Here is a 13,788-nt window from a genome sequence, read left to right as displayed (position 1 = left end):
GCAAGCGTCGGGCGTTCCGCGTGTTCGCCGAGGGACGTGACGGTGGCTTCATGCTCAACGGCACTGTGGTCGACGGTGCCACGCTTGCGCGGCACGTGCGGAATTCGCTGCGGTTCCGGGCGCTCGCACGGGATCCGAAGGTACCGGTGACGCTGATCGCGGCGGATTTGACACAACCGGATGCCGGTTTGCGGGCGGCGAAGGAATTCGCCGAGGCGTTGCGGGGCGGCGGGCCTTTCCGCACCGTGCTGGCGGCGTCCCAGCCGCTGACCATCGTCGACTCCGGACGGGCGGTGCCCCTGCAGGACGGAAGGTTCTCGATGGTCGCGGAGATCCGGCCGGATGATCTCCGGTGGATTCCGCTGGAGGGTGTCGGCAAACGTCAGTTCGGTATGGGCTTCGCTTCAGCGGAACGCCTCGGCCAAGACCTGCGAAGCCGGGGGCTCCTGGTGAACGACCATACTCTGCGTGCCCGGCATGAGGTCTACGCGGACAGCGAAGGCAAGCGGCGGACGCGGACCGCTATACAGCCCTGGGCATCGGCGACCGACGGGAAGCGGACACGCCCGGTCGCGCTCCTGCTCGACGAGGAGGGCGGCAGCTTCGCCGCGCCACTGAGCGATGGCAGTGTCCGGTATGTGCTCCCCTCGGCAGCGGCGGAACTCGTCTACAAGTCTTCGATGTTCCGGCAGATGACAGGGGGAGGGGTCCGTCCTCCTCTCCTCGTGTTCACCCGGAACCCACGTGTGGGGATCGGAAGGTCGAGCGCGGCCAATGCCAGGCTGCTGGCGAGACTGCGTGAGCTGGCGGGGCCGTGGAAGGCCTACGACTACGCGGGTAAGTTCAAATTCGCCAAGACCATGGTGGTCGAGTTCCCTCGTGGTGCGAAGATCGTCGAAAGCGGTGTGCCCTCCTGGCAGGACGTGACACTCGTGGCGTCGGGATCGGTGTGGGGCTTCCCGGTACCGGGTGGCGCGCTGGAAAGGGCGATGCTGGAGAACTTCGCCGCGGCCGCTGCGAGCGGCCGACTTGCCCTGAATGGGGTATGGGGTTCGGAGGAGCCAGTGATCGTGGCCGCGGACTCAGTGGACGGGACCTTCGTCAGGATTCTCCTCGAGGCCGGTGTACAGCTGGAACTGGATGGCCGTGACCTCGGGCAACTGCTGCTGAGTGATCCGCTGTTCCGGCACGCGCTGAAGACGGACCCGGGGCGGCCGGTGGTACTGGTGGCGCGGGACGGCGGCCACCGAGTGAACTTCGGAGGCCTGGGCTTCGACCTTGCAGGCGCCTTGCGAGACAGGGGTCTCTACAACGACGTGTTCGCGTCCACAGGTGACGCGAAGCTCGAATCGGGCCGGATCGTCACGAGCGGTCAGTCGGACTTCGTGAAGGTGTCGGAGTTGCGGGCCGGGGATCTGCGGACTGCGGTGCTGATGAACGCCGGTGGCGACCCGGTCGCGCTGTTCGTGCGCTTCCCCGGTGACCAGCTGTACTACGCAAGCGCCAAGCAGTGGGCTGAGAGGGCCACCGCGGACCGCCTCCGGAAGTTCTTGCTCGCAGACGGCCATAGGGAACCTTACGCGGTGAACTCCCCGTGGCAGGTGCTGCCAGGGTTCCTGCTGACCGGGGTTGGCCCGCACGGTTACCGGTCCATTCGCACGGACGGGGTGCCTCTTTCGCTCACCCCGGCGGAGCTGGTGAAGATCGTGCGCGCAGATCCCGATCTGCGGGAGTTGCTGGGCCGGGGCAAAGGTTTGGTCCACGACAGGTCACTGGTGGTCGCCGCCCTGAACGGCAGGGCAACCGGGCTCGGCGAGATCGCCCGCGGTTTGCGGCACGGCGGCTTCTCTCGCTCCGTCTACCAGCCCCCGGCCCGGTTCAGACTGTCCGCCGACGGCCGGATCACGGTGTATCAGAACGTTTTCGAGGTCGATGAGCCGCTGGCTCCAACGCCGGACGAGGTCCTCAGCTACGCCATGGCCAGTGACCTTCTCGGTGTCCACGGGCAGTTCTTCCCCCTCCACGAGGAAGACGCTCACTACATGTTTTTGGCCGCCTTCAACGATTCCGCGGTGCGGCAGTCGTACTTCTTCCGGCGGACGACCGAGCGGGACGCGAGTGGCGCGATGATCACTGGACTGGCGCCCTACCTTGCACCGTGGGCGGGAAGTCCACGGCGACCTTGGTTCCTCGACGGCCATGGCCTCGAAGAGGCGATGCAGGTCGCGCTGAAGACCGATCGGCCACAACACATCGGGGACGAGGTGGCCGTCACCGGGCGGACGGCCGCGCACATCGTGTACGGCAGCGAGATCTATCGGCGGGCCGCGCCGGATACCGAGAGCCCGGTCGTGCTGGGGCAGTGCTCACTGAACTCTCCGGCCAATGGAGCTGTCGGCGCTCCCGCCCTGCATTACGTCGTGGAGTGGCGAAAGCTGGTGCGGAAGCCGGTCAAGGGCTACGGCGCCACCGACACCGTCTATGTGGCGGATACGACCAGCATCCGCAGGTTCAAGGAGAAGGACGGACATTTCACCGAGGCACTCCCGTACGGCGAGGCGTCCGACCCGCCGGTACCCCTGGGCGATCTCGCGGCGAGCAAAATCGGCCCGGTGACGGTCGGCTTCACCGGTGACGGCGGGACCCTGGCCGGAATCGAGATCGAGGACATACGCGAAGCGGCGCGGCGGGTGGTCAGGGCGGCGGCGTGGCGGCACCGGAACGGGGTCGCTCTGCCTGACGCGACGATCACCTGGTTCCAAAGCCAGGACGATGCGAATGCCGTCGCGGCGGTGTTCCGGACCGAGGTGGAGTCGGAGGTACCGCGGATGGCCCGGCTCGGCCTGCCCGTCGATCCCGACGACATCGTCACCCACGTCGTTCCGGCCGAGATGTCCCCGCGCACCGGCGTGGATGCGAGCACCCCGCGCCGCGTGACACTCGACGTCGTACTCCCTCCCGCGGAACTCGGGGAGAGGGAGATCGCCTGGGCGGACACGGACTTGAGTGAGAAGGCCATCAGGGCGCTCAACGAGGCGTTCGCCCTCCTTGTACCGGGGCAGCCGGCGAACAACTCGACCGTGACCGGGAGCGCGCCGACCGAGCATGTCCGTGGATCCCGGACGGACGTCGGCTCAGACAGCGCCGCTCAGAAGCCCCTGGAGCGTCACGGCTCCGCCTTCGACGAGGACGTCCTCCTGAACCGGCGGATGGAAGGTCTGCGGCAGTTCGCGAAACGGCGGGCCGAGCAGATGAACTCCGTGGATGAGCCTGAGAACAAGGGAGCGCGGCTGCCGGAGGAAGCTTCCACCAGCCGTGACACACCTTGGGGATCCGAGGTGGACGACCTGGCGGCCGAACGTGGCGCCTTCCTGCGCCTCGACGCACCGGAACTGGTCATCGAGCAACAGCCTGGACAGGCCGGCCTGGCCCCGGATCAGACGAGCGCGCTGGCAGAGCAGGCGCGGTCCCTGGCCGAGCACGCCTTCACCCGAGCCACCCAGGGTTTCGCGCCGCCGGTGGTCACGCTGCGCGCGGGTGACAACGCCGACTTCGCGGCACAGGCGGCGCGGGTGCTGACAGGTGCCATCACCGAGCACGCGAGCAGGCTGCGCGGCGTGCCGACCACGGCCGCTGACCTCGGTGTAGTCCCGAGCCTCGAATCGACGCCGCCCTCGCGTCCGGGCACGGTCGAATTACGGGTGGACTGGGAGCTGCGCGGTCCCGGGCATCAGACACTCGGGAAGACCGGGCCGGAACGGCTGGTGAACGCACCGACCATCACCACCGAACTGCTGCCCGCGAAACACCCGATCCTCGACGACCCTGCCTGGGCCCACAGCAAGGCGGCTACCGCGGAATGGATGACCGACCCCGAACCGGTGACCAGGACGGAACTCGACGCCGCGCGCTCGCGGGCCGTCCCAGTCACCGTGTTCGGTGAGGACACCGGGCCGACGGTCATGGAGGCGGCGCCGCGGGCCGCGGCGGGCCGGTGGCGGCACCCGATCGCCTATGACCACGGCCGGTACGAGGTGTCGCCGGGCAAGTGGGTGCAGGAGTACACGGTCCGGTTGAACTTCGCGGCGCCCGCCCGTTTCGACGTGAACGGCTATGTCGAACACGTGCAGGCCGGGCTCGACAGGCTCTACAACCATCAGCATCGCCTGCCCAGCGGAGATGCCTTCCACTTCCGGGTGGTTCACGATCCCACCGACGCGGCGCACGCGACGATCACCGTCGGCCCGGACGGCGGCAAGACCGACCAGTTGCACTGGGCCGCGGACATCGACGAATTCACGGCGGCCCACGAACTCGGTCACTTCGTCGGCCTCTATGACGAGTATGTCCGCCGTGGCCCCGCAGGCACACCGTGGGTGTTCCGGAGCGCGTCGTCGGACCGGGTGGTCGCCGACGACGGCCTGTTCACCGTTCATCTGACGAACTTCTTGAAGGAACTGCGGACGAACGGCCGTACCGACCTCGCCGAACCCTCTCTGAAGCCCCGGAATCTCTGGCTCGTGGAAAACCGGGCTAGGGCATTGGGCGCCACGATCGACGTGCCGTCCGGCCGTCCGCTGCCCTCCGACGACACGGCGCCGGTGCCGGAAGCGCCCCGGCGGCCTCACGACTCCGACGAGGGGCCGTCGTCGCCTGAGGGCGGCGGCTCTCCGTCGAAGAAGGTCAGGTTCACCGCACAGGTGAAGACCTTCGACGGTGGGCCGCAAGCGGTCGGCGCGGTGCTCTTTTCCACCGACGAGGCCGAACTGACGCAATGGAGACGGATTTACGACGAATTGCCGGAGCTTCCGATCAACGGCCTCCGCAACCCGTTCTACGTTTTCGTCACCGCGCGCGACGGGGGATTCGACGTCAACGGGCGACTCGTCGACGGGACCGAACTCGCCGCGTATGTGAGCCGGGACCAGAAGTACCGGGTCGCGCTCGCGGCGGAACCCGACCTGCCGGTGAGCGTGATCGGTGTCGATCCCACCCGGCCCGGCGAGTCCGCTCGGGCGCTGCGGGAGTTCAGCGATGCCCTCCGCGACGAAGGTCCATTCCGAGAGATGTTCGCGGCGGACCTTCCCGCGTCGGAGCAACCGCAGCACGTCGGTTTCCACCGCATCTCCCGCCCCCGGCTGGAAGACCTGAACTGGAAGCGGCTGGTCGACGCGCACGGACGGAACTACGGGGTGGGCTTCCCAGCGAGCAAGCGGTCGGCGGAGCGCATGGAGTCGGGCGCGCTCCGAGCCACGGATCACGCTCAGCGCGTGATCGCCGGACGCCCTGACGAGCCGGACGACGTCTCGGACGCCGACTCTGGTGACATAGCGGCCGAGCAGTTGGTCGAGAGGGTCGCGAACTGGGCCGGTGCCACCGAGGGTGACCGCGCACGGCCGCTGCACCTGCTGCTGGACAGCGATGACGGCAGGATCCTCGTGCAGTTCACGAACGACCTCGAGATGGAGCTGACGGAGACCGAAGCCGCGGAGCTGGCGCTGGCGACCGACGTGTTAGCGCGCGCGAGCGAGCAGGAGATCCGGCGGCCGCTGGTCGTGGCCATCAGCGAAATGACCGGAATCAGCGAAGTCCATGACCCGGCCCCCGGCATCCTATCGGCGCTGAAGGCACTGTCGGGCCCATGGCAGAGCTACTTCTTGACGAGCGCGGTGGTGCTCGACAAGAGAGTCGGCTTCCTGAGCGTGCCGGAGGGTGAGGGGTTCACCCGAACCCCCTTGACCCTCGGCGACGTCGACCACGTGGGTTTCGGCTCGGTCTTCGGCTTCCCCACCGGGCCGGATCGCGCCCCCGTCGCCGACACCCTCCGGCGGTTCGCCGAGGCGATCGCCGCGGGAACGGCTCGGATCCCCGGCGAGTGGGGCGACCGTGAGCCGATCTTCGTCTCCCTCGACGGCGCGATCGGCCACGCGAAGGTGGGACTGCCGAACGGGCCGCACGCGGAGGTCGAAGGCGGCGACCTGGGGGAACAGCTGCTGTCGGATCAGGCTTTCGTGCGCTTCCTGCGCGACGAGCCCGACCGGCCGATCGTGCTGGTCTCTTCGTACGGCGCGGTCCGGAAGAACTTCGGCGGGTTGGGCTTCGACCTCGCGGGTGCCCTGCGCGCGGCCGGGTACTTCCCGGACGTCTACGCGCCGACCGGAGGCGCCTGGATCGAAGCACACGGCATCACCCGGCAGACCGGTTCCACGTTCGAACTCGTCTCAGGCTGGCGCGCCGGCGATCTCTTGACCACCACGCTGAGGACTGACGACGGCTCCATCGTGGTCAAGGTGATGCGTTCCCCCGATGACGGAGACCTTCTCGAGCAACTGACGACCTGGATCCGCGAGGTGAGCCGCTACTCCCTGCATGTCTTCCTCGGCCAGCACGGTCGGAAGCAGAAGGCGCCGTGGAACCTAGACGCGCCGCCGGTACTCATCGTCGGTCGTCGGGGCCCTGGCGACAGCTACTCGGTGACCCGCAGCGACGGGGCCGCCGTCACCGTCTCGCAGAAATCGCTCGGTGAGGTGCTGAGCGACGACGAGGGGTTGCGGACGGACATGGGCGACCGCGGCTCGCCCCCGTTCCTGTTGGTCGGTGTCGGGGGCAAGCCGCTTCCGCTCGGGGACTTCGCCGCCGCGATGGCGAAGGGTGGCTACTCGCGCACCATGTACCGCCCGCTCGGTGATATTTCGTTCGCGGAGCCAGGAAAGCTCACCGTCGCCAGGAAGGGCTTCGAGACACTCGCCGCCATCCAGCCCGGGCCCGGACAGCTGCTCAGCTACCCGGTGGTGCGATCCGACGGCGTGGTGCACGGACAGATCTTCCCCGCTGAGTCCATGGACTCACCCTGGTACGCGTTGCACGGCCTGAACTACGCCAGTGAGAAGCAGAGGACGTATTTCCGGAGAATGCAAGGTCCAGGGCCGAACCCGCTCGACGAGGAGGTGGAAGCGCCTTGGGCTGGACAGGACCCGTGGCTGATCCACGGCCACGGCACCCGCAAGGGGCTGGCCTTCGCGATGACCACCGGACGGCCGCACGTGCGCGGTGACGTGCTCGTGCTGAAGGGGCGGGAAGCGGCGCGGGCTTTCTACGCCAGCGAAATCTTCGTGACGGCGGGAGTCGGGCCGGAGCGATCGATACTGCTGGGCCACTGCCAGAGCAACGCCACCTCGGACGGTGCAGCGTCGGTGGCCTACCGGATCAAGCAGTCGTGGGAGGAGGACTACCGGCCGGTGACGATGTTCGGCTCCGACACGGATGTGCTGACGGACACGACAGGGAAGAGCATGGCGGACGGCGGTCGGTTCTCCGAAATCGGCGCCGATCCCGACGCGGCGCAGCCGGTCGTCGGTTCGGGGCCGGGCGGTACTGGGCCGACTTACCGCATGAGCGGCCCCGAGCGCGGTCGCGAATCCGAGCCGGACGGGGACTCCGAGTCGGCGGACACGGTGCCCGAGGTGGGGCTTGCCGACGTTCCGGAACTGATCGGGCGGTTGTCCGGCCAGTTCGCTCAGATAAGGCGACATCTGGCGGTGTTCCCGCCGGACTTCGCACCGGAGATCCGAGCGAGGGTTGAGTGGTGGACTCAGAACCTGGCCGGAATGGAGATCTCCGAACAGGACATATCCGAGCTGATGAACCGGTTGGCCGATGCCCGGAGACTGAGAACCGAGCTGCGAGACATCAGGCTGATGGGCCTGGTCCAGATCTACGAGGCCGCCGCAGTGAAGATCGAGGACGATGCCAGCCCGTTGACCTTCTATCCCGAAGGTATTCCGGGTGGAGTGAGCAGCAGACCGGACGCGAGGTTCGGCTTCGAGGTCGAGTTCCAGCTGCTGAAGGGCGATTTCGACGAACTGGTCCAGAGCCTCGGCCGGAAATTGGAGGAAGCCGGCTATCTCGAGTGGAATGACGGCGCGCTCTTCAGTGACAAGTACGCCACCACGCTGGACAAATGGGCGTTGAAGGCGGAACCGGCCCACGATAGGGGTGCGGAGGTCGTCTCGCGGATCCTGCCTGGCGTGCCGGGCAGCTGGTCGGAGCTGCACGACGTGCTGGGGATCATCCGTTCTCACGGGGACGGCGACGCGCCGGACGCCTCCCACACCGGCGGGCACGTCAACTTCAGCTTCGAGCAGCAACTCGACCCGGTCGTGTACGGGCGGCTGGCGCAACTGAACAAGGCCTTCGAGAGCATTCTCTACCGGCTGGGGAATCACCACGGCACGGGCGCTCACCAGCGGCAATTGTGGGCGGTCGGGCCCAACCCGATGCCGCCGGACATAGACCTGATCACCACGATCGGGGAGGTCCAGGGGCTGAGCAACAACAAGCAGGACGCGCTCAGCTTCGCGACTGTCCTCGGTGAGGCCGACGACCGGTTGGAGTTCCGCTTCTGGGCGGGAAGTCTCGATCCGGCGGTGTGGCAGATCCGCGCGGAGATCTCGGCGGCGATGGTGGTGGCCGCACAGGATCCGTCGATTTACCGTCGCCTCGACGAGCTGATGACCGACCCGAGGCTGCTCGGTCAGGATCCGGATTTCGGCACCAGGGAGGAGCGACTCGGTTTTCTGCTGGACTTCCTGGAATTGCTGCCGTTGAGCCCGGCTGCGCAGCAGCTGACTGTGGGACTGTTCGCCTGGACGGCGCCGTGGGGTCCCGAGGGCGACAATGACCACCAGCTTCGCGCGCAGATGGTCGCGGGTCATGGTGGGATGGGGTGGTTGTACCCGACGCGGGGCGAGAGTGTTAGCGAGGTGAGGCACACTCTCGGCGAGTTCCCGGCCTACCTCGGCGCGCAGATCGTTGCCGCCACGATCACGCCTGGACAGGCCACGGTGGAAATGTGGCGGGGCGACCCGGTGTCGTTCGAAGGCTTCGCCAAAGCCCTTTCGGCCCGAGGTGTGCTGGACCCGGTTTCCGATTTCGTCCCGGACGAGATGGACCTCGACAGCCACCTGGTGCTGGCTGTCCAGGACGGAGCCCGGCTGGGCGCGGCGGTCGTTCAGGAGCTGGAGGTACCGGTTCTGGTGACCAACGGCCGGGCACGGATCACTGAGGACGGCCGTCTCGAAGCCGACTCCGGATGGATCCAGCTCAGTCCGGAAGAACCGACCATGGTGCACACCGGCGTCACCGATCTCCAGCAGGCGCTGGACCTCGTGCGGGCGCTCGCGGCGGAGCACCGGCCGGTTCGGACCACCGCCCAGCCGGGGAGGCACCCGGACGTGAGTCCGTCCTTCTCGCTGTCGGCCGACACCAGCACAGTCCCGGCCGAGGTGACGGCACCGATGAACGAGCCGCCCACGACCGCGGCGCCGGCGCCCGCGGACGAAGTGACCCCGGAGGACATCGAATGGTCCACGCTGAAGAACGCGCACGGCCAGGAGAACGTGATCGCGAGCATCGGTGGTGAGACAGCCAAAGAGCTGATTCAGCTGATCCACTTGAACACCGAGCACACCGAGCGGCTCCTCGGCCTGTACGTCGATGACGGGAAGGGGGGCAAGCGGATCATCGAGTCCACAGTGGACTGGCCAGGTGATGTCAGTCCGCTGCGGCTGATGCTCTGTGCGAGTGACGGCCGGTTCTGGGTACCGTTGCGCGACGGGCGTCACTCGCTGCTGCCCCCGGAGCAAATGGCGGAGTACGTGGCAGCGAGCGGGCAGTTCCAGCGACTGACCGCCGGCGCGATGCGGCCGCCGTTGGCTGTGATCACCAGGGACATCTCAGAGAGGCCGGGAGACCGTTCGGTCAACGAGGCGTTCCTGGCGAAGCTGATCGAGCTGACCGGCCCGTGGCAGTCCCGTCATTACCTCGGCGAGTACGGGGTTGACGACTTCGGTGTGATGATCTTCGACAAGCCTTTCACCGCCGGTCCGCCGCTGACGCTGGCCGACGTGCGGTACTCCACGTCCGGCCTCGCCTTCGGGTTCGGTGATCTTCCCGCTTACACCGACGAGCGGGACCCGCTGGTGGTGAGACTGCGCGGGAATGAGTCCTCGGCGCGACTGGAGCTGTCGAACGGCAAGTTCACCCATGTGGATGGCACCGAGCTGGGTCGCATGCTGTTGGCGGACAAGGTCTTCCGACGGCATCTGGAGGAGGGCCGCCCGGTGGTGCTGGACACCGACGCCCCCGACGTCCGGGTGAACTTCGGTGGGGTGGGCTTTGATTTCGCCGGCGCCTTGCGTGAAGCGAACTTCTTCAACGACGTTCAGGTGCGGGCCGCGGACGGCACGGTGACCTTGGTGTCCGTTCCGCGCGCGGGAGACTTGAAGACGGTGCCGATCATCGGCCCGAAGGGCACGCCGATCGGGGAATTCGTGCGTTTCCCCGGTGACCGGGAGACCTTGGCCCGGGTGCGTCGCTGGGCGAAGAAGAACTCCGGTCCTTTCACTGTTTTCCATTACGACGAAATGAAGTATGTGCCGTGGCAGAAGCGCCCCGTGCTGCTGTTCGCGCAGCGCGGCGAGACCGGCTATCGGGCGCTCCGCAGGGATGGCGCGGAACTGGAGCTCACCTCGAGTGTGCTGGCCCAGTCGCTGCGTGACGGACAGGGCCTGCGCGAGCTACTGGGCACCCCGAGCGGGGCGCAGCACCAGGCAGGGAAGGCAATCCCGGTCATGCTGGCGAGCCTGGGTGGCCCGGCGGTCGGCTTGGCGGAGTTTGCCGAAGGTTTCGTTCCAGCCGGTTACTCACGCTCGTTCTACGGCCCGGAGGGTCAGCTCAAGTTCGGGCAGGACGGTGTGCTCAAGCTGGCCGGTACCGGATTCAGGCGGATCGCGCCGATCGTGCCCGGCCCGCAGTACTTGGTCAGCTACGAACGAGCGAACGCGAAGCTGGGCACGCATGGCCAGTTCTTCCCGTCGCAAAAGTTCGACCGCGCCAAGCTGTCGGCGAACGCCGCCTACGAGGATCCGGTTCACCAGCACTTCTACTACTCCGCCGCCGAGACATCGGACAGTCAAGGCGTCCACCGGCAGAACTATGTCCCGTACCTGGCACCACTCAGGCCGGACACCGGTCGGCCGTGGACCAATGCGGTGCACGGCCACCCTGGCACCGGTTTCACCTTCTCGATGCACACAGGGCGCCGTGACGGCTCCGGCGACCGGGTCCGGCTCGTCGGGGAGCCGAGCGCCGCCGCTATCCACGGCAGCGCTGTGTTCCGCCGGGCACAGCCGGGCGTGGGCACCCAGCAGGTGATGCTCAGTTGCTGGGCTGCCGCGACCCCGGGGGAGAGCGGGGACAGCTCGGCGGTCCAGCTCAAGAAGGCTTGGGGTCAGGGACAGTCGCTGACGTCGCTGATGGCCGCGGACAACGTCGTCCAGTTCGATTTGAGCGGGAGGCGAATTGTCGCGAAGGGCGGGCATTTCCGTGAAGTCGGAGTTCGGGCCGAGCCGATCCCGTTGAGCGATCTGGCAGCCGGCCGGATCACGGAGGCGGCCGTGTTCGGCGACGGGGACAATCCGGACCTGCGGCGGGTGGCTCGCCAGGTAGCGAGGGCGGCCGCGTGGCGGGCGCGCAACGCCGCCGCACTTCCCGTCGTCGAGATCGTCGGTTACGGCTATGACATCGAGGAGGGGCAGGAGCGGGCGGACGGCATCCTGCGGGTGTTCCGCGACGAGTACCGCCTCGAGCAGACACGGCTGGCGGGGCTGGGCTTGCCTGCCCCGGACGTGGAGGTCCGGCTCGTAGGCGCCGCGTACGGGGATCTGATGAACGACCTGCCGGACTCCGAGGGCGTGATCATGGTCGAGCTGCCTGCTCACGAACTGGGTGAACAGGCGTTGGCCACCGGCGACCACGCGGCGATCTCCGCGGCGTTCGCCGCGCTGGTCCCTGACCACCGACAGGATGACCCGATCTCGGCGAAGACCGCGCCCACGCCGGTCATCACCATGGGACCGCCGGCTGAGCGGGCGGTCGAACTGGTGCGCCGTCTCGACCTGACCGGGTCCATGCGCGCCGTCGGTATAGAACGTGACGAACCGTCCGCGGAGCGCCGCCACAACTGGGCCGGGCGTGATCGGATGCCTGCGGTTCCGCCGTTGCCCGAACTGCTGGCGCTGCCTCGGCTGGTGCACTCTGTGTGGTTGCGCGGCGGCCTGCGCACGGCCGAGGCGACGGCGAGGTTCCGGAACAACCTCGAACACTCCGTACGGGTGGCCGCCGATCGGTGGCATGTCGTGCTTTGGACCGATGTCACCCGCGAGAAGCTTGTTCGCGCGCTGCGGCCGCTGACCTCCGTCCGCCACGACGTCGAAGACGCGGACGAACTGGCCGAGGTCGCCGACCTCTACGGCTGGGCACGGCGCGCGGGCATCGCGTTGGTGAACATCCAGCAGGGGCTCGAAGCGGCGGAGCTCGCCCGCGACACCTCGTGGTCGACCCCATCCGTGTCGGACGAGGACACCGCCGGCGAGGTCCTGTCCCGCTTCGGTGGCGTGTACCTGCCTCCGGACTACCGCGTCGACGACCTGGAACCCGCCGAGAACGTGGTGCGCACGCCCACCGGATGGGCGGGGGACGGCCAGGTCCTGGCGATACCCCAGAGGCACCCTGCTGCCCAGCTCTACCGGCGGCCTCTGCCGGGAATGGAAGTACCTCCGTTGCGCGGCTTCACGCCCGTCGTGCCGTCGACACAGGCCGGCACCGTCCCGGAGACCGACCCGCCGGGCGTGGAGACACCGGCCACCCCCGGCTCGGGTTTGCCGGCGGACCTGAGCGAGCAGGTGCTGCAGGCGCTCCTCGACGGGCTCCGCGACCACCCGGGTCATCTGGACCTGGCCGCTGTGGCCGCGCTGGTGGAGGGCTCCCCGGAAGCCGACGAGGTATGGACCACGGTGCTCGCCTTCCTCGCGGCGGATCCGGGACTGGTCACGCAGGTGCGCACCGTGACCCTGCAGTCGGTCGACGAGTCGGGAGTGCCTCGTCGCGTCGTCCTCCCGCCTCTGGCGGCCGAGCTTCTCCACCTCGCCGAGGAACCGCCCGTCTCGCCGACTCCCGGCGAATTCACCTACCGGGCGGAATTGACCCGCCCGGCGTGGTTGCCTATCAGCCGGAAAGCACACCCGACAACGAAGGAGGATCATGGTCGCCATGACTGAGACCACGGACAGCGCACAGGCGGAAGGTCCGCTGGAGAACTGGTTCCTGCTGATGGACCCCGCCTGGCGCCCGGCCTCGGAGAACGACCCGCCGCCGATCGAGGCGGTCGTCGGCCTGTGGCCGGTGGAAGAGGAAGGGAAACTCGGCAAGTTCCGCGCCAACCCGGACTACACGCCGACCGACGAGAACTCGCCGTCGGATCCGCTGGACGCGGTACTGCGCCTGGTCCTGCAGGGCCGGGCCGAGTCCGAGCACATCCAGCTGATGCTGCGTGACACGTTGTTCGACATCGCGATGAACGGCGACGGCAACCCGCTGATCACCAAGTCCCCGGACGACCTCCTCTGCGTCATCGTGGCCACCGGTGAACCGCACCGCCAGCGGCTCGCGTCGCCGGACTGGCGCCGGATCGACCTCGGCGAGCTGGTCGAACTGCTGGCTGACGAAATCGACGTGCTGTTCAACCCGGCAGGCCCGGCCGCGGTGCGCTTGAGCGGTGAATTCATCCGCGAGACGCTGGAGCTGGACGACGACCAGGTCGCCGCGCTCTACGCGAAGAGCAACCAGGACGCTTCGGGGCTGCGCGTCGTCATGTGGGAGCCCACAGCGGAAGGAGCGGATGTCCCGAAGGCACCCGAGCCGCGTCCGGACGCGCCCAAGGCCGAATAG

The 13,788-nt window shown here is 68.0% G+C and carries 2 protein-coding genes (1 of these 2 only partly in view); both read left to right on the top strand.

The genetic code is table 11. From position 1 onward, the window contains the following. Positions 1-13,118, top strand: partial view of a scabin-related ADP-ribosyltransferase gene (locus H074_RS36160; protein ID WP_007035060.1) — the final stretch only. The gene continues 17,368 nt to the left of window position 1, outside the view; the window shows 13,118 of its 30,486 coding nt (coding positions 17,369-30,486); its start codon lies beyond the left edge, outside the window; it ends in the stop codon at positions 13,116-13,118. After that, positions 13,111-13,788 (top strand): type VII secretion system-associated protein, encoded by a 678-nt coding sequence (locus H074_RS36155; protein ID WP_338022570.1) that lies wholly within the window; start codon positions 13,111-13,113, stop codon positions 13,786-13,788. Before H074_RS36160 ends, H074_RS36155 begins: the two co-directional genes overlap by 8 nt.

The sequence above is a fragment of the Amycolatopsis decaplanina DSM 44594 genome (genome assembly GCF_000342005.1).
GTDB classification, from domain to species: Bacteria; Actinomycetota; Actinomycetes; order Mycobacteriales; family Pseudonocardiaceae; genus Amycolatopsis; species Amycolatopsis decaplanina.
This window is presented reverse-complemented; position numbering and strand designations above follow the sequence as displayed.

Excerpts from the sequence above, each read along its gene's own strand:
- H074_RS36155 (WP_338022570.1), top strand. The coding sequence starts at position 13,111 with ATGACTGAGACCACGGACAGCGCACAGGCGGAAGGTCCGCTGGAGAAC.